Source organism: Streptomyces sp. CA-294286, from assembly GCF_050947155.1.
Taxonomy (GTDB): Bacteria; Actinomycetota; Actinomycetes; order Streptomycetales; family Streptomycetaceae; genus Streptomyces.
This window is the reverse complement of record NZ_CP192005.1, coordinates 122783-146729: the sequence shown is the minus strand read 5'-3', so window position 1 is coordinate 146729 and position 23947 is coordinate 122783. Positions and strand designations below refer to the sequence as shown.

The window sequence follows — 23947 nt, the reverse complement described above, 5'->3', positions numbered from 1 at the left end:
CGCAGTTCGCCCGCCGCCCGGAGGCGCTCGGCGCGGCCCTACAGCTCGTGCGCGTACGGAGGCTCCGCGCCGGCCCGCGAGCAGGTCAGCGCCGCCGCGCGGGCCGCGAACCCCAGGACCTCCCGCCACCCGTCGCCGTCCAGCGCGGCCACCGCGTCCGCCGTCAGCGGACCGCGCGCGGAGAAGGCGTGCAGGAGGGCGGCGTTCACGGTGTCCCCGGCGCCGATGGTGTCCACGACGTCGACCCGGACACCGGGCACGGAGAACTCCCCGCCGCCCCGGACGAACGCCGTCATCCCGTCCGCGCCGCGCGTCAGGACGACCGCCGCCGGGCCGGCCGCGGACCGGCTCGCCGGGTCGTACTCCAGCCAGTCCGCGTCCTCCTCGCTGAGCTTCAGCAGCGACAGGTACGGGAGCCAGCCGCGGAACCGGGCCCGGTGGGCGTCCGGGTCCCCGATGAGGGCGGCCCGCACGTTCGGGTCGAGCGCGACGAACGCCCCGCGTCCCGCCTCGCGCCGCAGCAGCGCCTCGTACGCGCCGGCCCCCGGTTCGAGGACGAGGGAACACGTGCCGAAGAGGAGCGCCTCGGTGCCGGCGGGGAGCGCGGCGGGCGTCTCGAAGAGCCGGTCCGCGCTGCCCTCCACGTAGAAGCCGTACGCCGCCGACCCGTCCGGACCGAGCGAGGCGACGGCGAGCGTGGTGGGCTCCGGGCCGCGCTGGAGGAGAGCGGTGTCCACCTTCTCCTCGCGCAGCCGCTCGACGAGGGACTCCCCGAAGGGGTCGGTGGAGATCCGCGAACAGAACGACACCCGCGCGCCGAGCCTGCCGAGCGCCACAGCCGTGTTGTACGGGCCGCCGCCCCGCGCCGGCAGCAGCGGGGACAGCGGGTCGCCTCGGCGCTGCGGCACCAGGTCGATCAGGGCCTCGCCTGCGACGACGATCACGGGCTTCTTCCTCTCCTGCCCGCCCAGGAAGGCGACTGCGGACACCCGTAGAGGGTACGGGCGGACACCGGCGGGGCGCGCGATCACACCCGTACGGCGAAGTGGCGCACCCCCTCCACCCACGTGTACGACACCGCCCGCGCTTCGGCGAGGACGTCCAGGTGGGCGTCCGTCTCCAGGACCGCGAGCATCCGGTGCAGGTCCGGCAGGGCGTCCAGCGGGCGGCGGCGCCGGGTCCAGGGGAGTGCGCGCGCCACGGCGTGGGCGGTGTCGGCCCCCGCGCGGACCTCGCGGAGCGTGGCGTCCAGGCGCTCCTCGTGGTGGGCGAGGAGTTCGTCGACGCGGGCGTGCACACCGACGGCCACCGGTCCGTGCGCGGGCAGCAGCAGGGCGTCCGGCATGTCCCGTACCAGCCGCAGGGACGCGCGGTACGAGCGGAGCGGGGACTTCTCCGGAACGGCCTCGAAGCCGACCGACGGGGTGATGTGCGGAAGCACGTGGTCACCGGAGAACAGCAGGCCCGCCGCGGGATCGGCGAAGACCACGTGGCCACGGGTGTGACCGGGGGTGGCGACCACCTTCAGGCGTCGGTCGGCGAGCTGGACGTGCTCGCCGTCGTCCAGCCAGGTGTCCGGCGGCCCGAACGGCATCGACCGCTCCTCGGGCGTGACCGGCAGCGCGTCGACACGGTCCGCCAGCTCCCGGGCCCCGCAGGCCCGCAGCCGTGCCGTCTGCCGGGGGTGGGCGCTGCCGCTCAGGTCCAGGCCCTCGATGGAGTGCCGCTCCCCGCGCCCGATGCGGACGTGGACGCCGAGTGCGGCGCGCAGCGACAGGGCCTGGGTGTAGTGGTCCCAGTGGCCGTGCGTGACCAGGATCTGGGTGAGGTCGCCGAGCGCGTACCCGAGGGTCGACAGCGCCTTGCCGAGGGCCTTCTCGGTCCGCGGGCCGGCCCAGCCGGAGTCGATCAGCACGAGGCCGTCCGGGGCTTCGACCAGATAGACGTTGACGGCCGCGAGGTCGTCGAGGGGGAGCGGGAGGGGGATGCGGTGGACGTGGTCGCTGACGCGGTGGGCGCCGGGTTCGGTCCAGTCGGCGGGCTGGTCGGGCACGAGCGGTGATCCTTCGGCCCGGTCCGGTGCCGAGGTGCGCTGCTGTTCCATCAGGGGCTCCGCTTCCCTTGCGTGGGAGGGTGGTCGAGGGGGTGCGGCCCCGTGGCGGGCGCCGCCCCCGCTCCAGGTTGCCTCACGCCTCCCCGGCGCGTGTGTCCCCGGTGCGCTTTTCCGCACCGCCGCGGGACCGCATGGCGGCCTTGTTGACGGCCCACAGCCCGATGCCGAGCGCGAGCAGCACGCCGGCCCGGACGTACACCTCGGCGGGCCGGTCGGACAGCGGGCTCGCCAGTACCGGGGCGATGAGCGCGCCCAGCACCGGCAGAAGCGTCGGGGTACGGAAGTGCGGGTGCCCGACCGGGCTCCTGCGCAGCACCGGCACCGCGATGTGCACCACCGCGGCCGACCGCCCCGTGCTGTCCATGGCCTACCGTGTGGGCCGTGGACAGGCAGCACGAGGAAAACCCCCGCACGCCACCGGGCAGGCTCCGGACCCGCATGACCGCGGCCGCCCTCCTCGCGGCGGCGATGGCGTCGGCGGGCTCCTGGGCGTACCTGCGCGCGGGCGCGAGCGGCGTCGACGTGGTCCGCGACCTGGCCGTCGGACTCGCGTACACGGGCGGCGGCCTCACCGCCTGGTGGCACCGGCCCGCGAACCGCACCGGACCGCTGATGGTCGCCGAAGGCATCACCTGGTTCCTCGGCAACCTCCAGGGCACGGGGGTGCCCGCCCTGTTCGCGGTGGGCGCCTGGTGGGAGGCGCTCAACATGGCGGTCCTCCTCCACCTGGTCCTCTCCTTCCCCGACGGCCGGCTCGCCTCGGCCCTCGCCCGCCGCCTCACCGTCTTCGCCTACGCCGTGGTCGCCGTCGGCGGGCTCCTGCGCACCTTCACCTACGACCCGGCGCGGGTCGCCGTGGAAGCCACCTACCTCTCCTGCGGCGACTGCGGCCCCAACCTGCTGCACGTGCCCGCGCTGAGCGGGCTCTTCACCGCCGTCGACGGCGCCTACCGCGGGGTCGGCTGGATCCTCTCCGTCTTCCTGGTCGTGGCGATCGTGCGGCGCTGGCAGCAGGCGTCCGTGGCCCGCCGCCGGGCGCTGCTGCCGGCGTGGATCGCCATCGTGATCGCCTCCGCGTTCCTCCTGTGGGACCTGCTGACCCTGCTGCTGCCGCAGCCCCCGGCCGGCGCCCTCCAGGAGGCCGTCGTCCTGCTCTCCGACCTGGCCCAGGTCGCCGTTCCCGTCGCCTTCCTCACCGGGCTGCTGCGGATGCGCCTGCAGCGCGCCGAAGTCGGGGACCTCGTCATCGACCTGGGCACCGACCCCGACGAGGACCGGCTGCGCGACGTGCTCGGACGGGTGCTCGGCGACCCCGGGCTGCGGCTGGGACTGTGGCGGGAGGACAAGGAGGCGTACGTCGACGGGACGGGCGAGGTCCTCGCGGAGGCCCGCGGCGAGACCCCGGCGCGCAGCCGCGTCACGAGCACCGCACGGGCCCGCGGCCGGGGACGCACCCGGGTCGACTCCTCACGGGGCACCCCGCTCGCCCTCCTGCACCACGACCCGGCGCTGGACGAGGACCCCGAACTCCTCGAAGCCGTCGGCGCGGCCCTGCGCCTGGCCCTGGAGAACGTGTCGCTGCGCACCCAGGCGAAGGAGGTCACGTCCCGGATCGTGCGGGCCGCCGACGCCGAGCGCGGACGCCTGGAGCGCGACCTGCACGACGGCGCGCAGGCCCGCCTCGTTTTCGCACTGATGGCATTGCGCCGCGTCGACAAGGGGCTCGCCGAGCACCCCGACGCCTCTCTGCGGCGTTCCGTCGCCGAGGCCGAGCAGAGCCTGAAGCTCGCCCTCGAAGAGCTGCGTGGCATCGCGCACGGCATCCATCCCGCCGTCCTCACCCGCGAGGGCCTGGGCCCGGCGCTCACCGCGCTCGCCCAGCAGGCCGCCCTGCCCGTCGTCGTGTCGGCCGACCCCCGGCGCTACGACCCGGTGGTCGAGTCCACCGCGTACTTCACCGTCTGCGAAGCCCTCGCGAACGCCGCCAAGCACGCCCGCGCCCGCGCGGTCAGCGTCTCCGCCCGGCAGCACGGGGGCCGCCTCGTCGTGGAGACCGTCGACGACGGGATCGGCGGCGCCGACACCGCGCGCGGGAGCGGACTGCGGGGGCTGGCCGACCGGCTCGCCGCCGTGGACGGGATACTGCAGGTGGACTCTCCCGCAGGCGGCGGGACCAGAATCAGGGCGGAGCTTCCGTGCGGGTGATTGTTGCCGAGGACTCGGCGATCCTCAGGCAGGGGATCGTTCGACTCCTCACCGACGCGGGTTTCGAGGTCCCCGCACAGCTCGGTGACGCCGAACGGCTGCCCGCCCTGGTCGACGCACTGCGGCCGGACGCCGTCCTGCTGGACATCCGGATGCCGCCCACGCACACCGACGAGGGCCTGCTCGCCGCCGCCGAGATCCGCGCCCGGCACCCCGCCACCGGCATCCTGCTGCTGTCCCAGTACGTCGAGACGACCGACACCGTACGGGCGCTGGCGGAGAATCCGCGCGGCTTCGGCTACCTGCTCAAGGAGCGGGTCGCCGACATCGACGAACTGACGGCCGCGCTCAAGAGGGTCGCCGCGGGGGAGAGCGTCCTGGACCCGCAGGTGGTGGCCCGGCTGATCGACACCCCGCGCGCCCCCGGTCCGCTCGACGAACTCACGGCCCGCGAACGCGAAGTGCTGGCACTCATGGCGGAGGGCCGCAGCAACGACGCCATCGCCCGCCACCTGGTCATCGGCGCGAAGACGGTCGAGACGCACGTCCGCAACATCTTCGCCAAGCTGGCGTTGGAGACCGACCTGCACGATCACCGCAGAGTCCGGGCCGTGCTCACGTACCTGCGAGCCTGAACCTTCTCCGCGGGCCTGAACGGCCCTCTGCCAAGAGTTCCCAGCGAACCGTTCCGGGGGTGACGTCTCCCCCGAGACCCCCGTGCTCCCCCGTCGTCGTCCCCGGAACGGTGCTGGTGAGAACACCATAGGCAGGAGGCGAGGACCTGACATCAGGGTCAGCCCTGAGATCCGGAACCTTTACGTCCTGCGTATGCGCGCGGCGCCGAAGTCGACCGGCGCAGGGTCGGGTCGGAACGCGCCGAGGTCCGCGCTTGCCACAGCAACTCCCTGGACGGCGTGCGGACGGACGCCGTGCGGACGCTGCGACGGCACCGGCCGGGCCCCGCGTTCCCGCCGGCGGAGGGCAGCACCCGTAGGGCGCCGTCCCTCCGCCGGCTCGCCCGACGGCCCGTCAGACGATGCCCTCGGCGATCTCCTCCCGCTCCCGCTGGGTGCCGTACGCCGCCTCCGAGGGAACCCCGTACGACTTGCGCGCCGCGTACCACCAGGCCGTCGCCAGAATGAGCACGACGGCCAGCGCGACCACCGCGTAGTTCATCGAGTCCCACGTCACCGGAGCCGACTGCGGCAGCAGGAACAGCACCGTCACCACGGCCACCCAGGACACGGCCGTCCAGCCGATCGGCTTGCTCCAGCGGCCCAGGTTCCACGGCCCCGGCTCGAACCGGTTGCCCGCCCGCAGCCGCAGCAGGATCGGGATGGCGTACGCCGGGGTGATCCCGATGACGTTGATCGCGGTCACCGCGCCGTACGCCGTCGCCGAGTACAGGGACGGCACGGCCAGCAGACAGGCCACGCCCACCGACAGCCACACCGCCGGCACCGGCGTCTGCGTACGGCTGCTGACCCTGCGCCACAGCTTCGAACCCGGCAGCGCGTTGTCCCGGCTGAACGCGAACACCATCCGGCTCGCCGCCGCGACCTCCGCGTTGCCGCAGAACAACTGCGCTCCGATCACCACCAGCAGCAGCGCCGTCGCCCCGCCCGAACCCAGCGCGTCCAGCAGGATCTGCGCCGGCGGCACCCCGGTCGCGCTGTCCACCGTGCCCGCGTAGTCCTGGATGGCGAAGGTCAGCCCGGCCAGCAGCGCGAAGCCCGCGATCCACGACACCCAGATGGCCCGCACGATGCCGCGCGGAGCGCTCACCGAGGCGTTCGACGTCTCCTCCGACAGGTGGGCCGAGGCGTCGTAGCCGGAGAACGTGTACTGCGCGAGCAGCAGACCGATCGCCGCCACGTAGATCGGGCTGTCGATGCCGGTGTCGTTCACGAACTCGGTGAAGACGAACTCCGCCGACTGGTGGTGGTCCGGCACGATCACCAGCGCGCCGACGATCACGGTGACACCCGCGATGTGCCACCACACGCTGATCGAGTTCAGCACACTGACCAGCCGCACACCGAACAGGTTCAGCACGGCGTGCAGCAGCAGGATGCACATGAAGATGAGCATCGTCGAGCCGGGCGTCGGCTCGAACCCGAACCGCAGGTTCAGGAAGGCGCCGGTGAACAGCGCCGCTCCGTAGTCGATGCCCGCGATGGCGCCCAGCAGGCCCAGCAGGTTCAACCACCCCGTGTACCAGCCCCACTTGCGGCCGCCCAGCCGGTCCGCCATGTAGTACAGCGCGCCGGACGTCGGATACGCGCTGGTCACCTCGGCCAGCGCGAGCCCCACGCACAGGACGAACAGGCCGACGCCTATCCAGCCCCACATCATCACGGCGGGCCCGCCGGTACCCAGCCCGAAGCCGTACAGCGTCATGCAGCCGGACAGCACGGAGATCACCGAGAAGCTGATCGCGAAGTTCCCGAAGCCTCCCATCCGCCGGGCGAGCACCGGCTGATAGCCGAGCTCGCGCAGCCGCTGCTCCTCGTCGCGCGGCTCGGGCGAGCCCGAACGAGTTCGTCTGGGCGGGGACATGGTCATGCTCTTCCTCCGGTGGGGACGGGCGCTGCTCGGCTTCCGCGGGGTGCGGTATCGGGCAACCGGGCTAGGCAGAGGGTGCGTGGAGACAACGCGAACGTGCGCGCAGGAAGAGCTCCTGCGCTCCCTGCGCGATGTCGCCGTGGTCGTCGCGCATGCGGTACGTCCAGGGCAGCGGCGCGTAGTACGGGCCGAGCGCCCTAAAGACCCGGGCCGCCTCGGTGAACTGGTGGGCGCCCCACAGGGCGTGCGCGAGATGACTGAGGTCGAGCAGCGAGGAGCCGGCCGGATCGGCGAACTCGAACCAGTTCCGCAACCCGGCCAGGGCGTCCCGGATCGCGTCGTCCGTCACCCAGTGCAGGTCCAGCGCCCGGTCCTGGCCGCGTTCGCGGCGGTAGCGCTCCACCCGCACGTACAGCGGCAGCACGTGCACGGGAGACCCCGCGGGCGCCGAAGCGGTGGCCCAGCGCGCGTAGTTCACCGCCTCGGGGAGCGAGCCCTTCGGGTTCCTGGAGTAGACGAACTGGAGCATCCGATGATGGGCCTCGCGGCAGTCGGGGTCGCGCTTGGCGACTTCTCCGAGCAGCCCCCAGGGGCCCGGAAACAGCATGGGGCCCGGCGGCGGCACCCGGTGCTCCGGCATCCGCCGGCCCCGGTCGAGAGGGGAGAGGGCCAGCAGGCACACCCACGGCACCGGGTCGTCGGGCAGCTGTCCGATGCAGACCTGGCAGGCCTCCCACGCCTCGTGCCACAGGTTCGCGGTCTCCGGGTGCTTCTCGCGGTGGGCGCGGACGGCGCGCTCCACGGCAACCCTGGCGTGCATCACGGTCGCGGCCGCACTGTGCGGCTCCTCGGTGCGCCAGATGTGCACCGTGTCGGTGCCGGCCGCGGCGGCGGCCAGGACCTGGGTGCGGCGCGTCCACGAGGCCCAGTCCGCCGTGTCGGCCAGCAGGTTCCGCATCGACATCCACCTGCCGGTGCGCAACTCCTGCACGACCGCACGTAATTCGGCGTCGTGACCGGCCGGGTGGTACACCGGCCGGAACTCGTCGCTGGACATCGTCACTGGTCCTTACGGCTTGGTCATGATACGGGGCCGATGGGGCGGGCCCCCTCGGTGGCGCGCGCGGGCATGGCTCAACCGCCGCTGGTCGCCGTGTAGTTGACCATGGAACAGCTATTCCGGTCCAGTTTTCGCGGTACCTGGCGAGAAATGGGCGGCGTGCGCGCCCAACGTGCGGGCTCCCGTCCCCCGTTGCTCTTGACGGCGGCGGCGCGACTGGCCCAGGCTGCTGACGTTCTGGTGGCGATCAAGGCGGGGGTGCGGAGATGGGCGCGGCCGGTGGCTCGACGGCGCGCGGGTGGTCCGTGGGCGGGCCGGTACTCGCCGTCGACCAGGGCACCTCGGGGACCAAGGCGCTCGTCGTCTGCCCGGAGCGCGGGGTGATCGGCTCGGGGGAGGCCGCCGTGCACCCCCGCTACCTGCCCGGCGGGCGGGTCGAGGTCGCCCCGGCCGAGCTGTACGCCTCGGTGGTGGACGCAGGCCGGAAGGCGCTGGCCGCCGCGGGCGAACCGGTGGCGGGTCTCGGCCTCGCCAACCAGGGTGAGACGGTACTGGCCTGGGACCCGGCGACCGGCGAGCCGCTCACCGAGGCGCTCGTGTGGCAGGACCGCCGAGCAGGCGCGCTGTGCGAGGAGCTCGGCGCACACGGCGAGGAGTTGGCGCGCCTGACCGGGCTTCCCCTCGATCCCTACTTCGCCGCACCGAAAATGGCGTGGATACGCCGCCAGCTCACCCGCGCCGGAGTGGTCACCACCAGCGACGCCTGGCTCGTCCACCGCCTCACCGGGGCCTTCGTCACCGACACGGCGACCGCCGGCCGCACCCAGCTCCTCGACCTCGACCGCGGCGCGTGGTCCCCGGCCGCGCTGGACGTGTTCGGGCTGAGCGACGAACGGCTGCCGGAGGTCGTCGACTCCGATGTGTGCGTCGGGACGACGCGCGCCTTCGGCCCCGACATCCCGCTGACCGGGCTCCTCGTGGATCAGCAGGCGGCCCTCCTCGCGCAGGGGGCGACGCACGCCGGAGAGGTGAAATGCACGTACGGGACCGGAGCTTTCCTGCTCGCCCAGGCGGGCGGGCGCCCCGTCCGCCCGTCGTCGGGCCTGGTCGGCTGCGTGGCCTGGCGGCTGCGCGGACGCACGAGCTACTGCCTCGACGGTCAGGTCTACACGGCGGCTTCGGCGGTGCGGTGGCTGACGGACCTGGGCGTCATCGCGGGGGCGCACGACCTGGACCGGGTCGGTGGGAGCGTGCCCGACAGCGGGGGAGTGACCTTCGTGCCGGCCCTGGCGGGGCTGGCCGCGCCCTGGTGGCGGAGCGACGCGCGCGGCTCGCTGACCGGCCTCGGCCTGGACACCGGTGCGGGTCACCTGGTGCGTGCCCTGTGCGAGGGCATCGCGGCGCAGGTCGCGGAACTCGTGGACGCGGTGGGCGAGGACCTGGGAACACGGCCGGCCGCGCTGCGGGTGGACGGGGGGCTCACCCGGTCGGCGCTGCTGATGCAGGCACAGGCGGATCTGCTGCAACTCCCGGTGGAGGTCGCCGAGATGTCCGACGCGACGGCCAGAGGAGCCGCCGCGGTGGCCCGGCTGGGCCTGGACGCGGGGCTCGACGTCGCCGACGTGGTGCCCGAGCACCGGGCGTCGGCGGTGTACGCACCACGCATCGGGCAGGAGGAGGCGCGGGCGCGACGGCAGAGGTTCCGGGACGCGGTCGGCTGACCGTCGTGCGGCACTGAGCCGGGGGCGGACGGACGAGGTGTCCGCGCGGAAGCGAGGGGGGCGAGGCGTCGGGGTGCGGAACGGGTGGCCAATTGCCCCCGCCCTGCGCGGAACGTGGCCGGCCCCGCGACGTCGCAGCCGGTAGCCCGCCGCGGAGCCTTCCGTCCTCCCCGGGCGCTTGCCCGACCTGAACCGCCCTAGCGCCCCCGCCACCGACCACTCGCCGCGCAGCACCCCGTCCGGCTGGCCCCCGTACACCCCCACCCCCTTCGTGAGGAAACCCATGACCCCCGCCCCCTACGACCTCGCCGTCATCGGCGCCGGCGTGGTCGGCACCGCCATCGCCCGCGAGGCCGCCCGGTACCCCCGTCTCCGCATCGCTCTCCTCGACGCCTCCGACGATGTCGGCAACGGCACGTCGAAGGCCAACACCGCCATCCTGCACACCGGTTTCGACGCCGACCCCGGCACCCTCGAAGCCCGCCTCGTCCGCGACGGGCAGCGCCGCCTCCACGCCTACGCGAGCGAAGCAGGCATCCCGGTCGAGCGGGTCGGCGCCCTCCTCATCGCGTGGACCGAGGAGCAGCTGGCCGCCCTCCCCGCTCTCGCCGCCAAGGCCGCCCGCAACGGTGTCGACACCACCCGCCCCCTCGGCCCCGCCGAGCTGTACGCCCGCGAGCCGCACCTCGGCCCCGGTGCGCTCGGTGCGCTCGAAGTACCGGACGAGAGCATCGTCTGCCCCTGGACGACCACCCTCGCGTACGCCACCCAAGCGGTACGCGCCGGAGTCGACCTGCGCCTCGACACCACGGTGCGGAACATCACTGCGGACGAGCAGGGACACCTCCTCGACACCACCCGCGGCCCGCTCCGCGCGCGCCACCTCGTCAACGCCGCCGGTCTCCGCGCCGACGACGTCGACCGCCTCCTCGGCCTGCGAGACTTCACCGTCACCCCGCGCCGCGGCCAGCTCCTCGTCTTCGCCAAGCCGTCGCGCGCGCTCGTCCGGCACATCCTGCTGCCGGTGCCGACCGCGCTCGGCAAGGGAGTCCTGATCACCCCCACCGTCTTCGGCAACGTGCTCCTGGGTCCCACCGCCGAGGACCTCACCGACCACCCGGACGCGAAGAACGCCCCTCACACGACCCCGGAGGGCATCGCGGGGCTGATGGAGCACGGACGCCGCCTGATGCCCGCCCTCCTCGACACCGAGGTCATCACCTCGTACGCGGGCCTGCGCGCCGCCACCGAACACGACGACTACCGCATCCGCGCCCACCCCGAACGCCGCTGCGTCACCGTCGGCGGCATCCGTTCGACCGGCCTCAGCGCCTCGATGGGCATCGCCGCCCACGTCGTCGGACTGCTCAAGGAGATCGGGCTGCAAGTGGCCGACGAACCCGAGGACTTGGAGCCGGTGCGGATGCCGAACATCGGCGAGGCGTTCCCCCGCCCCCACTCGCGTCCCGATCTCATCGACCGGGACCCGGCGTACGGCGACATCGTCTGCCCCTGCGAACGGGTCACCCGCGGCGAGATCCGCGACGCCCTCACCGCCACGGTCCCGGCCCGCTCGCGGGGCGGCCTGCGGCGTCGTACCCGGGTGGAATCCGGACTGTGCCGGGGCGCCGAGTGCGGAGCCGCCGTCCGAACGCTGTTCGAGCAGGCCCGCGCGACGGCGGGACGGGACCACCAAGCCGGCTAGTTCGAGCCCGCTCCGCGCGTCCGCCGGAAGGAACGACGGGGCCGACCGAGGCACTGGCGCCCGTACTCGTCCGGGGCCGACCGAGGCACCGGCGCCCGTACTCGTCCGGGACCGACCGTGCCGACACCAGCGCCGGCACCTATCCCGCGGACGACCGTGCGGCCCGGGGGACGAGTGCCCGCACTTCCCCCGCGACGAAGCGCACGAAGCCCTCCGGGTCCGGTTCGTCCGCCGTCGGTTGCAGCACCACGGTGTCCGCCCCCGCGTCCGTCAGCCGCTGCACGGCCCGCGCGACCGCCTCGGCGTCACCGGCCACCCCGAGGCCCGGCACGGACTCCTTGCCCTCCCGGACCAGTTCGGCCCGCAGCCGGTCCGCCGCCCCGGGGCCGGTCGCCGTCAGGAGGTAGACCACCACGGTGTGGTGCCCCTCCGCCGGGCGGCCCGCCGCCGCCCGCCCCTCGGCGATCAGCCGACGCGCCCGGCGCACCCCCTCGGGGGAGGCCGACGCGTCCAGGACCGTCCCGTCCGCGGACTCGCCGGACAGCCGCAGCGTGCGCGGTCCGACACCCCCGGCCAGCACGTGCGGCGCCCGGGTCGGGGGCCAGTCCAACGCCACCTTGTCGAGCCGTACGTACTGGCCGTCGGCCGTCACCTGCTCGCCCCGCAACAACGCCCGCATCGCGTCCAGGTACTCGCGCAGCAGCGTCAGCGGCGAAGCGGGGCGCACGCCGACCTGCGCCATCCAGTCCTGCACGCCGTGCCCCACGGCGAGCGACACCCGGCCGGGAAAGAGCCGATGCAGGGTCGCCGCCTCCATCGAGGTCAGCGCCACGTTCCGCAGCGGCACCGGCAGCAGGCCCACGCCGACGTGCAGCCGCTCCGTCCACGCGAGGGCGGCGGACGCGGCGGCGACACCGCTCTCCAGGAAGCAGTCCTCCCAGAGCCACAGTTCCTCCAGCCCCGACTCCTCGGCCGCCCGTACGAGAGGACGGAGCCTTTCGGGAGCCAGCTGAGGACGGAAGACCGCACCGAGAGTCGTCATGGCAGCCATTCCTACCCCCCGACTCCCGCGCCTGCCAAGGGGATTGCGGACGGGGCGTACGGAAGCGCGGCCGGTCCCTCCGCTGTCCGCACCGTCGGTGCCTCCGCACGGATGCCAGGAGCCACGCGAACGAGCCCGCCCGGACGTCCTATTCGTTTGCTGCTGTGCCGATCACCGGCTAGCGTCCGCGTCATGCTGCCCGAGGCGCACACCCAGGAAGAGTGGGACGCCCTCGCCCTCGACGAGGCGACCATGCGACCGGGTGCCGCGGACCTCGCCGCCCGCCTCGGTCTCGCCGGGTCCCCGCTCACCCGGTACGCGGCGGGCTCGCTCCCCGTCTACGCGGTCGGCGAGGACCACGTGCTCAAACTGTTCCCCGGAGTCGACACCGCCGACGCCGTCGTCGAGTCCCGCGTCCTGTCCCACCTCCAGGGCCGGCTCCCGGTGCGCACCCCCGAACTGCACGACTGGGGAAGGTACGAGAACGGCTGGCACTACGTCCTGATGGGCCGACTCCCCGGCGAGGACCTCTCCCTGGCCTGGCCGCGCAGCACGGAGGCCGACCGGCAGCGGATCGTCACCGAGGCGGGCGAGGCGCTCGCGGCACTGCACGCCCTGGACCCCGCACCGCTCGCAGACACGCTCGGCCCCGGGGACTGGAACGCCTTCCTCGCCCGGCAGCGGTCGGGCGCCGTCGAGCGGCAGCGTTCCCGCGAGCTGCCCGACAGATGGGTCGCGCGGATCCCGGACTTCCTCGGTTCCGTGGCCCTTCCCGCCGATCCGCCGCCCGTCCTGCTGCACACCGAACTCATGCGCCAGCACCTCCTGGTCGACCCGCAGACCTGGCGCTTGACCGGTCTCTTCGACTTCGAACCCGCCATGATCGGCGACCCGGCGTACGACCTCGTCGCCGTCGGTCTCTTCCTCACCCGCGGCGAACCGGGGCTGATGGGCCGCTTCCAGAAGGCGTACGGCACCGCCTTCGACCCGCGCCTGCTCCTGGCGTACGCCCTGCTGCACGTCTACTCGAACTTCACGTGGTACTTCCGGGAACTCCCCGAGCCGCCGGAGGCGACCTGGGACGCCGTCGCCGAAACCTGGTTCGGCAGCGCGTGAAAGCCGGCAGCGCACGCAGGCGGGCGGTGCGTGCACACGGGCGCGGCATGGAGACCGGCATCGGGTGAAATCCAGGCACCGGGCGTGCCCTCGTGGACGTCTGCCTTGTTGACACCCCGACGGCGTGCACAGGCGTTCGGATGCCGTTCGAGCTGGGCGGGACCGGCGCTCCGACCCGCAGCAGGCACCCGGCGGGCCCCCCACGGCTGCCGACACAATCGAACAGAGTCACCCGGCGGACGCGGAGCACGGCGAGCGCCCCCCGCGCACCGCACGGCGTACACAGGGCGCGGAACCCGGCGGGCGGGCCGGTAAGGGACGTACGGTTTCGAACACGGAGCCCATGACAAGGGCAAATTCCGCCAGACCGCCGTCCGTGCGAGAACGCCGACACCGTGCGGAACCTCTCGGCGGCTCGCCGGGGGCGTCCCCGCGCCGGAACCGGCGTGGCGGCGGGTCCTGTGCCGTCGATGGCAAGAGGGGTGCGGGTAAAAATCCGCCCCTCCTGTCTCGCCCGCCCCTCGCAGATCATCCACAGCGCGCCGACGGCCCGGATTCCGGCATTCCGCCGTGTCCGCACACTCGGCGCTCAACGGGCATCAGCTGAAGGGCAATTGCATCGTTATTGACGATTGAACATGGGCATATAGGCCCCAGCGCAGATCAGAACACCGCACCGCACGTTGAAACCTGGACTCCAGGGGGATTTCCCATGACTGTCGCCTCGGATCACCGGCTTGTTCACCCGTTGCCCCATGTCTCTTTCTACTGTCCGGTGTCACCCGCCGCGCATCCGGCGGCGCGGGTGCTGAACGAGCTGACCGTCGACTGGATGTTCCGGCAGCACCTGGACACCGACGAGGAGCAGCGCAGCCGCCTCGCCCTCTGCGACTTCGGCGGCCTCACCGCCGCGACCATGCCCTACGGCAGCCTCGCCCCGCTCACCCTGATGGCCAAGTTCCACGCCGTCCTCTTCTCCCTCGACGACGGCGTCTGCGACGAGGCCCGGCCCACCGCCGGGCACCTCGCCCAGGAGACCGCGCGAATAATGCGGGCCGTCGAAGCGCCCGGCGTGCCGTCCCCCGGCGAGTCACGGCACGCGGCGGCACTGCGCTCCCTGCGCCTGGAGCTGGAGAGCTACGCCACGCCGCGCCAGCTGCGTCGCTGGATCGACGCCATGCGCGTCTACACCTCGGGCCTGGTCTGGGAGGCGTCCTGCCGCCGCGACCCCGGGCTGCCGTCACTGAACGACTACGTCACCCTGTGGATGCAGGCCATCGGCATGGCCCCCTCCACCGCCATGATGGAGATCGTCGCCGGCTACTCCGTCCCCGACGAGGACCTGGAGGACCCCCGGGTGCGGGCCCTCACGGAAATCACCTGGACCCTCGTCAGCTGGGACAACGACCTCTACTCGCGCAACAAGGAACTGCTGCGCGCGGGCGACGACCTCAACCTCGTCGACGTCCTGAGCCACGAACTGGACTGCGGCCCCGAACAGGCCCTGGCCCGCGCCGTCGAAATGCGCGACCGCGTCATGGTCCTCTTCCTGCGGCTGCGCGCGCAGGTGCTCAGTGAGGGAGGCGCCGAACTGCGGCGCTACGTACAGGACCTGGGACAGTTCGTGCGCGGGCACCTCGACTGGGCGTCGCGGTGCCCGCGCTACACGGTGCCGACGCCGCCCGGCACGGCGACCCGTCCCTTCGGCTGGTGGAAGCACCGCCCCGCCGACGACAGCGGAGAGCCGCTCGACCTGCCGACCGTCTCCTGGTGGTGGGACCAACTGGGCGCCGAGCGCGGAGCGGTCCGCCACGCCGCCTGACCGGGGGCCGCGCGGACCGGGGCCCGCAGGAGCGCGGGACCGGAGCCCGCAGGAGCGGGGGACCGGAGCCCGCAGGAGCGGGGGCGACCCGGGCAGGCGGGCCCGCCCCCGCCGCCCGCTCCTAGTAGCCGCGCCACCAGCTCGCCAGCTTGCGCCACATTCGCACGGGTGCCGAACCCCGGCGCTGGGCCGGGACGACCGCGGCGGGCGGCTCGGACGGCGGAGCCTGCGGCACCGGCCCCGGCTGCGGGACGGACCCGCCCGGCTGCGGGGCGCCGGGCGACGCCACGGGCACGGGCCGAGCCGCGGCGGCCTGCTGCGGGAGGCTCCTCGGCGGTGTGCCGACCTGCCAGTCCTGGCGCGGCTCACCGCGTGGCGTCGGAGCGGTCGGCCCGGACACCTCCTGCGGCGGACGCGGCGCGAACGACACCGGCAGCTCGATCAGATGACGGGACATCAACGCGCTCTGCCAGCGCAACTCGTCCTCCTCGCAGGAGAGTTCCAGATCCGGAAGGCGCATCAGCAGCGCGTCGACCCCGGTGTCCGCGATGGCACGCCCGATGTCCTGCCCCGGGCACTCGTGCGGTCCGCCACTGAACGCCAGGTGCGCCCGGTTGCCCTGCATGGACGCGTGCGGGTCGGGGCGCACCACCGGGTCCGTGTTGGCGGCGGCGATGCCGATGAGCAGGGCATCGCCCGCCTTGATCTTCTGCCCGCCGAGCTCGGAGTCCCCGGCGGCCCAGCGGCCGAGGATGTTGGTGAACGGCGGCTCGTCCCAGAGCGTCTGCTCCACCGCCTCCGGCAGCGTCATGTGACCGCCGCTGAGCTGGGCACGGAAGCGCGGGTCGGTGAGCACCATGCGCAGCACGTTGGCGATCAGGTTGGCGGTCGTCTCGAACGCGGCGATCAGCACCAGCCGCAGGTGCTGGGCGACCTCGTCGTCGGTCAGCGCGGCCGGATGCTCCACCACCCAGGTGGCGAAGTCCTCCTGCGGCTCGGCCCGGCGCCGGGCGACCAGCCGGTACAGCGCGGCCATCACGTACTCGTTGCTGGCGATCGCGGTCTCGGTGCCCTTGATCAGGTCGCGGGCGGCCTGCACCAGCTTCTCGTCGTACTCCTCGGGCATGCCGATGATCTGGCACATCACCATCATCGGCAGGTGCTCGGCGAACCGGCTGACCAGATCGGCGTGCCCGTCCTCGCAGAAGTCGTTTACCAGGCGATTACTGAACCGGTTGATGAAGCGGCGCACGCCCCGGTGGTCGATGCGCGCGATGGAGTCGGTGATCGCACCGCGCTGACGCTCGTGCTCCGCGCCGTCCTGGAAGACGCAGATGGGCTGGTGCACGAAGATCGGGGCGAGCGGGTTGGTCATCGTGACGGCGCCCTCCTGGAGCAGCCGCCAGCGGCGCGAGTCCCGTGAGTACAGGGACGGGGTGCGCGTCATGTGCAGGTTCTCGCTGTGGCCCAGCACCAGCCAGGCGGGGACGTCCTCGTTGAGCAGGACGGGGGCGACAGGACCGTGTTCGGCGCGCAGCTTCTCGTACAGAGCCATCGGGTCCTTCGCGTGCGCGGGCCCGTACAGCCGGCGCAGCCCGCCGGGGCCGAACTCGCTGAGCGCCTCGGACCCGGCGTGCGCCGGGCACTCGGGCGGCGGGACGGGGGAGGGGTCGAAGGGGGAGGTCACGGCAACTCCTGTGCGGAAAGGGAGGGCTGGGGGGCGTCAGACGCGCTGCGCGGCGAGCGTGTGCAGGTAGTGCATCAGGGTCATCAGCACGTCGCGGCTGGACGCCCGCTGCCGGGCGTCGCAGTTCACCATCGGCACCTCGTCGGGCAGGTCGAGTGCGTGCCGCAGGACTTCCATCGGGTGGTGCGGAGCGTCCGGGAAGGTGTTCACGGCGACCACGAACGGCACCCCGCGCTCCTCCAGGCGGCCGATCACGTCGAAGCTGACCTCCAGCCGGCGGGTGTCGACCAGGACGACCGCGCCCAGGGCGCCCTCGAACAGGCCGTTCCACAGGAACCAGAAGCGCTCCTGGCCGGGGGTGCCGAACAGGTACAGGACCAGCTGCTCGCTGATGCTGATCCGGCCGAAGTCCATGGCGACGGTGGTGGCCGTCTTGCCCTCGATCCGGGAGTTGTCGTCCACCCCGATGCTGGCCTGGGTCATGGTCTCTTCGGTGGTCAGCGGGCGGATCTCGGAGACCGAGCCCACCATCGTCGTCTTGCCGACGCCGAACCCGCCGACGATCACCACCTTCACCGCGGCGGTGGCAGTGCTGGGCAGTACGTCCTCGGTCCGGGGGCCCGTGATGGTGTCAGAGCCGTTGAAGTCCATGCATCACCGCTTCGAGAAGGGACCGGTCGGGAAGGACGGCGCGGACGATGGGTGCGCGCGATTCGACCAGTTCGGTAGCGAGCAGGTCGGTCAGCAGGGAGGTGACCACGCTGAAGGGGAGCCGCAGGTACGCGGAGATCTCGGCCACCGACAGCGGGGCCCGGCACAGTCGCAGGATCGCGGCCTGCTCGGGCTGCACCGTGGGCGACGGGGTGGAGCAGGCGACGACCATGGTGACGAGGTCGAGCGCGGCCCGGTCACCGCCGTCGGGTCCGCCCGTGATCACGTAGAGCCGCTCCGGGTCGCCCTTCTCCGCGCCCGGCTCGGGGACGGGCTCGGAGCCGGGCGGGGGGTCGGGAAGTTTCTCCCGGCGTTCTCGGCGGGTCTGGTGTTTCATACGGTGCGCTGCCCGTCCTGCCGGGGCGGACTGGTCAGGTGGGCTCCGATCCGTACGACCAGGTCGCGCATCCGCGCGCCCACCATTCCCGCGTCCACCGTCTCGTCGGCGAGGACCGCGAGGTAGGCCCCGGCGCCCGCCGCCATCAGGTAGAAGAAGCCGCCGTCGACCTCGATGACGACCATCCTCATCCGGCCGTCGCTGTCCGGGATCTCCGCGGCGACCGCGGACGCCAGGCTCTGGAGCCCCGCACAGGCGGCGGCGAGCCGGTCGGCGACGTCGGGGTCGCCGCCGTGCCGGGCGATGCGGAGGCCGTCCGCGGAGAGCACCACGATCTGGTGGATCTGCGGCACCCCGGTGGCCAGGTCCTTGAGAATCCAGTCCAAGTTGGCCCGCTGCTGGATCACTTCAGATCTCCCTTGTCCCACGTGCTGTCCATGTTGCCGTCGGCCGCTCGCATGGGCGGACCGTCCGTCTCGGCCGGCGGATCCAGCGGCACTCCGTTGGCCGCCTTGGTGAATGCTTCGAGCCAGATGCCCGGCTCGGGTTCTTCCTTGCGCGGGCGGCCGGCCGCTTCGGCTTCCGCGGCCGCGGCTGCCGCGGCCTCCGCGGCGGCCTGACGCTCCTGCGCCGGAAGGTTGTGCGAACCGAGGGGCGCGCGGCCCCGGCTGCGGCGCTGGGGCAGCCCGTTCTCGGTCCATTCGGTGACCACGGGGACGTCCTCCTCCATGGCCGACCTCGGCATCGCCACCGGCCTGGGTGCGGGCGCCGGGACAGGCGCGGGCGGGGGCGTGGGGGCCGCCTGCGGCACGGCGGCGGGGCGGGGCTTGCGCTGCGGCGCGCGCGCCTCCTCCGGCGTCATGCCGGAGCTCTTGCCGCCGCGCGGCACGGCGGAGGCGCCGATTCCGTGGGCGATCCCCGGTGCGGGCCCGGTGGTGACGATGTCGCGCGGCACGATGAGGACCGCGCGGACGCCGCCGTACGCGGACTGCCGCAGCGACACCTGGAGGTTGTACATCTGCGACAGCCGGCCGACCACGGCCATGCCGAGCCGGGGGGTGTCGCCCAGCTCGTTGAGGTCGATGCCGGCCTGGGCCTGGAGCAGCATGTTCTCGGCCCGGTTGCGGGCCTCCTCGCTGAGGCTGACGCCGCCGTCCTCGATCTCGATGGCGATGCCGGTCTGCACCTCGACCGCGGTGACGTGCACCCGGGTCTGCGGCGGCGAGTAGCGGGTGGCGTTGTCGAGCAGCTCGGCGCAGGCGTGGATGAGCGGCTCGACGGCGGTGCCGATGATGGCGACCTTGGCGATCGAGTGCAGGTCGACGCGCCGGTACTCCAGGATGCGCGACATGGCGCCGCGCAGCACGCTGAACAGGGGTACGGCGCGCGGCCACTGACGGGACGGGCGGGCCCCGCCGAGCACGGAGATCGAGTCGGCGAGGCGCCCGATCAGGGCCGTGCCGTGGTCGATGCGCAGCAGGTCGTCGAAGACCTCCGGATTGCGCCCGTGGTCCTCCTCCATCTGCCGCAGCTCACTGGACTGCTGGTGGACGATGGCCTGCACACGGCGGGCGATGTTGACGAACGCGCGCTGCGCGGACTCCCGTCGGGCCTCTTCGAGGTCGATGATCTCCAGGACGGTACGGAGCAACTGGCGCTGGGCGTACGGCAGATCGCGGTACCGCTCGTCCCCGTCGACGACGTCGCGGATGACCTCGGCCGGTGATTCGCCCGAGCGCAGCCGGTGGATCGCGGCCGGCATCAGCTCCTTGGCGAACCGCACGGTCTCGTCGTCGTGCTCGGCGAGCCGTCGCTCCAGCGCGGCCTGCCGCCGGGCGTGCTCCGCGTGCGCATGCCGCAACGCCCTTCCGCGACGCACGATTTCGGCGACGAGGGCGGCGACGACGACGGTCGCCACCGCGCCGGCCCACACCACGGGTATCCGCGCGGCCTCCGTGACGGCGAACACGGCCGCGGCCGTCGCAGCGATCGTCAGGGCGACCGCGAGCGCGATCGGCCGCACGAAGGAGGGCTCCTGAGGGCGTGTCTGTGGTGCCTGGTGTGCTGCCTGACGTGGGGGGGAATCAACCCGAACCATGGATAGCCTCTGGCGGTCTTTTGGGGGCGTGTTCAATCAAGTGCCACATAGGGGAACAAGCGCATGAATTCACATCAACTCGGCTCGTTGCGCAGCGAGCTTAGCCCGACGGAGTCGGTGCACCGGCCGGTTCTGCCAACCCCCTGCACCGATCGCCGTCCCAGGCATAGACTCACCGACTTTGCACGTTCGGCGCTCGGTTGTGCACACCGAGTCACCGGATGGGGGGAAAGTGTCCCAAGCGCCGGACGTTGACCCGTGGGGCTTGATAACGCGCGCCGGTCCCGTCTCGCCGCGAAGGCCGAAGAGGACGTCGCAGGAAGGTTTCTGACGCCGTGGCGACGCACGTCCGCTCCTGGGCCTCCGGCTGCGTCCGGCACGGGGAGGGCGCATGACCCGGTCCAGTCGAAGGAGTGACGGCGGCGGGGCCGCAGGGTGACGGGCGCGGCGGCCCGGGGAAAGACGTGTCCGACTCGGCGGCTGTGCGGGACGGAGGTCGTGCGGAACGGAAACTGTGCGGGGCGGAAGGCGCGCGGAAACGACCTCGATGCCGTCGGTACGCAGGGCACTCGGCCGGGGTACTGCGTGAACTCGATGTCGGCACCGCGCGAGTCGGCTCGCAGGAACGCTGCGCCCTCAGCCGCGACACGACCGTCGTCGTCGCGAGCGAATCATTCGTCCTGCAGCCCGGCGATTCGGTCCGACAGGTTCCTCGCGCGCAGAAGCCGCCGGAGGGGCGCACGAGCCCTCACTTCCGCGGGGGCCGCACGACGCCGTGCAGAGGCGCACGAGCCCGCACCGTCTGCCGGGGATCGCGTACGACGCCGGCGAACGGCACGACGACGCCCGGCACGCCCCGCCGCTCTCCGGTCGTCCCGACGCCCGCCCGAGGGGCGTGAACGCCTCGCTCGTGCCGATGGCGCGCCGCTGCCGACAGGTTGTTCTCGACGACGGGGCCGCGCCGGGAAATTCGGCCGGGGGACACGGGCGGATCACCGGGTGGCCGGCGCGAGACGACGCACCGGGGGCGTTTCGGGTGCCCCCGTCGCGCCGGGTCGACGGGGGCACCCCAAGACGTGGACCGGCAGGCCACGGGAGCGAGAGGACCGAGGCCGACCGGAAGGTCAGGCGATTGAGGCAGACCGGGAGATCAGGGGATCGAGGCCGACCGGAAGGTCAGGCGATCGAGGCCGAAATGATCGCCGCCACCGCGATGTTGCAGGACGCGGTCACCCACACCGCCGGGTGCGGTTCCTGCTCCACGAGCGTCGCGCCCAGCTTGCCGGGCGTCACCACGTCGACCACCCAGAACGCCACCGCCATCATCACCAGACCCAGCACGCCGAAAATGGCCGTGGAGGCCAGACCCTTGCCGAAGTCGTCGTACGTCGTCCAGATCGACGTGAAGACGATGCCGCCGATGCCCAGCAGTGCCGAACTCACCAGGACCGCGCAGTTGCGGTTGCGCTCCTCCCAGATCTGTTTGCCGAGCTTGCCCGGGGTCAGCGCGTCCACCAGGAATATGCCGAGCGTCAGCAGCACGACGCCGAGGGCCCCGTAGGCGGCGGTCCGGCCGATTCCGTTGACGATGTCTTCCATGTGAGAAGCAGTCCCCGTGGGTGAGGTGCACAGGTGAGGTGCACGGGCTGGAAGGAGACGCAAAACCTATCGCACGGGTACCGGACCCCGTCATGGGGCCGCCCGAAACGTCGAGGGCCCGCCGAGGAGTTCACCGGCGACGCGCCTGGGGCGAGCGGCGGACCGGCGGGCCGTCGTGCGCCCCGCCCCGATCCACCACTCGCCCCGGGCGCCGACCCGCTGCCTCCACCGGGTCCAGCGGGCTCACGCCGCTCAGTCGAGGTAGTCGCGCAGGACCTGCGAGCGCGACGGGTGGCGCAGCTTGGACATCGTCTTGGACTCGATCTGGCGGATGCGCTCACGCGTCACCCCGTAGACCTTGCCGATCTCGTCGAGGGTCTTGGGCTGGCCGTCCGCCAGGCCGAAGCGCATCGAGACCACGCCCGCCTCGCGCTCGGAAAGGGTGTCCAGCACCGAGTGCAGCTGCTCCTGGAGGAACGTGAAGCTCACCGCGTCGGCCGGAACGACGGCCTCCGAGTCCTCGATGAGGTCACCGAACTCGCTGTCGCCCTCCTCGCCCAGCGGGGTGTGCAGGGAGATCGGCTCGCGGCCGTACTTCTGGACCTCGATGACCTTCTCGGGGGTCATGTCGAGTTCCTTGGCCAGCTCCTCCGGGGTGGGCTCGCGGCCCAGGTCCTGGAGCATCTGCCGCTGGACGCGCGCCAGCTTGTTGATGACCTCGACCATGTGCACCGGGATGCGGATGGTGCGGGCCTGGTCGGCCATCGCGCGGGTGATCGCCTGCCGGATCCACCAGGTCGCGTACGTCGAGAACTTGAAGCCCTTGGTGTAGTCGAACTTCTCGACCGCACGGATCAGACCGACGTTGCCTTCCTGGATCAGGTCCAGGAAGAGCATGCCGCGGCCGGTGTAACGCTTCGCCAGGGAGACGACGAGGCGGAGGTTGGCCTCCAGCAGGTGGTTCTTGGCGCGGCGGCCGTCCTCGACGAGGATCTCCAGCTCGCGGCGGAAGGTCGGGGTCAGCTCGTCCCCCTCGCCCTCCCCGTCCTCCAGCTTGTGCTCGGAGAAGAGGCCCGCCTCGATGCGCTTGGCGAGTTCCACCTCCTGCTCGGCGTTGAGCAGCGGCACCTTGCCGATGAGCTTGAGGTAGTCCTTGACCGGGTCGGCGGTGGCGCCGGCGACGACTACCTGCTGCGGCGGCGCGTCCTCGTCGTCCTCGTCGGACAGGACGTAACCGGCGGTGCCGGGCTTGGGGGTCTCCTCTTCCTCCTCGCCGTCACCCGCCCATTCGTCGGTCTGCTTCTTCGCGGCGGTCTTCTTCACCGCGGTCTTCTTCGCGGCCCGCTTCTTCGGGGCGGGCTTGTCCGCGACGGCGGTCGTCGCCTCGTCGAGGTCGTCCTCGGCGGCGGCCACCGGCTCGACCGCGGCAGTGGCCTTCGCGGCGGTCGCCGTCTTCTTGACGGCAGCCTTCTTGGCGACGGTGCGCTTCGCGGCGGGCTTGGTCTCACCGGCTGCGGCGGTCTTGCGCGGGGCGCGCTTGGCGGCCTTCGCGGGCTTGGCGGCAGCGGCCGCCGTCACCATCAGCGTCACACCCTCTTCGTCGAGGACCTGGTTCAGGCTGCGCAGGACCCGCTTCCACTGGTCGACCGGGATGCTGTCCGCTTCGAAGGCATGGCGAACGTCGTCGCCATTGATGTGGCCCTGGTCCCTGCCGCGCTCGATGAGCGAGACCAAGGACGGCGATTCGGCGATCTCCTGTGGGAACGGGCGGGACGGACTGAGCGACACGAAGAGCCTCTCGTAGCGAGAAATACAAGGTGATGGCGGGGCGAGGCCGCAGCCCGGCCTCCGGGTGGATCTGTGTGGAGCGGAAAGCCTGGCTGCGCGACGGCACCTGTCGGTTCATCGCGCGCCCGCGCTGTTTCGTTACGTCTTTTCCGAAGTGACCTGAGCCACTCTTCCTGTCCCGGTCCGACCCCCGTGGTTCAAGGGGTCCTCCCGGCCGTGCGACTGCCCGGTGAGGGGCCGCCTCGCCGGCCGAGTGGAATCCCCAAGGGTACCCCCGGGCGACATTCCTCCCCGTGGCTCGCGCCCGTGGCCCCGATTTCCCCCGGCCGGGGGAGGGCGAGTGGGCCGTACGGGCGAGAACGGCCGGGCCGCACCGGG

The 23947-nt window shown here is 72.7% G+C and carries 18 protein-coding genes and 1 pseudogene; 6 read left to right on the top strand and 13 right to left on the bottom strand.

Going from position 1 to position 23947, the window contains the following annotated elements:
* Window positions 1–38: 38 nt before the first annotated feature.
* The 3 genes and pseudogenes from ACQPZG_RS05930 to ACQPZG_RS05920 form a co-directional block, all read right to left on the bottom strand.
* On the bottom strand, window positions 39–944 hold the full coding sequence (locus ACQPZG_RS05930; RefSeq protein ID WP_433549277.1) for a carbohydrate kinase family protein: 906 nt from the start codon (window positions 942–944) through the stop codon (window positions 39–41).
* A gap of 83 nt (window positions 945–1027) precedes the next feature.
* Window positions 1028–2104, bottom strand: a complete 1077-nt coding sequence (locus ACQPZG_RS05925) for an MBL fold metallo-hydrolase (protein ID WP_433544765.1) — start codon at window positions 2102–2104, stop codon at window positions 1028–1030.
* A gap of 82 nt (window positions 2105–2186) precedes the next feature.
* Window positions 2187–2453: pseudogene (locus ACQPZG_RS05920) on the bottom strand (amino acid permease); the annotation flags it as partial.
* Between the two features lie 41 nt (window positions 2454–2494).
* Between ACQPZG_RS05920 and ACQPZG_RS05915 the strand changes: the two are divergent.
* Together ACQPZG_RS05915 and ACQPZG_RS05910 are read left to right on the top strand one after the other, a co-directional pair.
* Window positions 2495–4318 carry a histidine kinase gene (locus tag ACQPZG_RS05915; protein ID WP_433544764.1) on the top strand — a complete coding sequence of 608 codons (1824 nt, stop codon included), beginning with the start codon at window positions 2495–2497 and terminating at the stop codon, window positions 4316–4318.
* Entirely contained in the window at window positions 4309–4953 is a 645-nt protein-coding gene (locus ACQPZG_RS05910; protein WP_433544763.1) for a LuxR C-terminal-related transcriptional regulator, read from the top strand. Before ACQPZG_RS05915 ends, ACQPZG_RS05910 begins: the two co-directional genes overlap by 10 nt.
* 394 nt (window positions 4954–5347) lie before the next feature.
* Here the strand turns inward: ACQPZG_RS05910 and ACQPZG_RS05905 are convergent, their stop codons facing one another.
* Entirely contained in the window at window positions 5348–6883 is a 1536-nt protein-coding gene (locus ACQPZG_RS05905) for an amino acid permease (protein WP_433544762.1), read from the bottom strand.
* Between the two features lie 64 nt (window positions 6884–6947).
* A complete protein-coding gene (locus ACQPZG_RS05900) occupies window positions 6948–7940 on the bottom strand; it encodes a hypothetical protein (RefSeq protein ID WP_433544761.1) in 993 nt (330 codons plus the stop codon).
* Window positions 7941–8209: 269 nt separating this feature from the next.
* Here ACQPZG_RS05900 and ACQPZG_RS05895 point away from each other — a divergent pair, with 269 nt between their 5' ends.
* The gene (locus ACQPZG_RS05895) at window positions 8210–9664 is read left to right on the top strand and encodes an FGGY family carbohydrate kinase (protein ID WP_433544760.1); all 1455 of its coding nucleotides are present in this window, start codon (window positions 8210–8212) and stop codon (window positions 9662–9664) included.
* Window positions 9665–9947: 283 nt separating this feature from the next.
* The gene (locus ACQPZG_RS05890) at window positions 9948–11369 is read left to right on the top strand and encodes an FAD-dependent oxidoreductase (protein ID WP_433544759.1); all 1422 of its coding nucleotides are present in this window, start codon (window positions 9948–9950) and stop codon (window positions 11367–11369) included.
* 139 nt (window positions 11370–11508) lie between these two features.
* On the opposite strand, the gene ACQPZG_RS05885 is transcribed toward ACQPZG_RS05890, so the two are convergent.
* Window positions 11509–12411, bottom strand: coding sequence for an LLM class flavin-dependent oxidoreductase (locus tag ACQPZG_RS05885; RefSeq protein ID WP_433544758.1), 903 nt, complete (start codon window positions 12409–12411; stop codon window positions 11509–11511).
* A gap of 192 nt (window positions 12412–12603) precedes the next feature.
* Here ACQPZG_RS05885 and ACQPZG_RS05880 point away from each other — a divergent pair, with 192 nt between their 5' ends.
* Together ACQPZG_RS05880 and ACQPZG_RS05875 are read left to right on the top strand one after the other, a co-directional pair.
* The gene (locus ACQPZG_RS05880) at window positions 12604–13527 is read left to right on the top strand and encodes a phosphotransferase family protein (protein WP_433544757.1); all 924 of its coding nucleotides are present in this window, start codon (window positions 12604–12606) and stop codon (window positions 13525–13527) included.
* Between the two features lie 775 nt (window positions 13528–14302).
* Window positions 14303–15349 (top strand): terpene synthase family protein, encoded by a 1047-nt coding sequence (locus ACQPZG_RS05875; protein WP_433544756.1) that lies wholly within the window; start codon window positions 14303–14305, stop codon window positions 15347–15349.
* Window positions 15350–15470: 121 nt separating this feature from the next.
* On the opposite strand, the gene ACQPZG_RS05870 is transcribed toward ACQPZG_RS05875, so the two are convergent.
* The 7 genes from ACQPZG_RS05870 to ACQPZG_RS05840 all read right to left on the bottom strand — a co-directional run bounded on the left by ACQPZG_RS05870 (window position 15471) and on the right by ACQPZG_RS05840 (window position 23569).
* Entirely contained in the window at window positions 15471–17036 is a 1566-nt protein-coding gene (locus ACQPZG_RS05870) for a cytochrome P450 (protein WP_433544755.1), read from the bottom strand.
* A 36-nt stretch (window positions 17037–17072) separates the two neighbouring features.
* Window positions 17073–17687 (bottom strand): GTP-binding protein, encoded by a 615-nt coding sequence (locus tag ACQPZG_RS05865; RefSeq protein WP_433544754.1) that lies wholly within the window; start codon window positions 17685–17687, stop codon window positions 17073–17075.
* Window positions 17668–18084, bottom strand: a complete 417-nt coding sequence (locus tag ACQPZG_RS05860) for a DUF742 domain-containing protein (RefSeq protein WP_433544753.1) — start codon at window positions 18082–18084, stop codon at window positions 17668–17670. Before ACQPZG_RS05860 ends, ACQPZG_RS05865 begins: the two co-directional genes overlap by 20 nt.
* On the bottom strand, window positions 18081–18491 hold the full coding sequence (locus ACQPZG_RS05855; RefSeq protein WP_185031469.1) for a roadblock/LC7 domain-containing protein: 411 nt from the start codon (window positions 18489–18491) through the stop codon (window positions 18081–18083). The genes ACQPZG_RS05860 and ACQPZG_RS05855 overlap by 4 nt, the downstream gene beginning before the upstream one ends.
* The gene (locus ACQPZG_RS05850) at window positions 18488–20182 is read right to left on the bottom strand and encodes an ATP-binding protein (protein ID WP_433544752.1); all 1695 of its coding nucleotides are present in this window, start codon (window positions 20180–20182) and stop codon (window positions 18488–18490) included. The genes ACQPZG_RS05855 and ACQPZG_RS05850 overlap by 4 nt, the downstream gene beginning before the upstream one ends.
* Before the next feature lie 1176 nt (window positions 20183–21358).
* Window positions 21359–21781: a DUF350 domain-containing protein gene (locus ACQPZG_RS05845; protein ID WP_433544751.1), complete on the bottom strand. Its 423-nt coding sequence runs from the start codon at window positions 21779–21781 to the stop codon at window positions 21359–21361.
* Window positions 21782–22033: 252 nt separating this feature from the next.
* Window positions 22034–23569, bottom strand: a complete 1536-nt coding sequence (locus tag ACQPZG_RS05840) for an RNA polymerase sigma factor (protein WP_433544750.1) — start codon at window positions 23567–23569, stop codon at window positions 22034–22036.
* Between the last annotated feature and the right edge of the window lie 378 nt (window positions 23570–23947).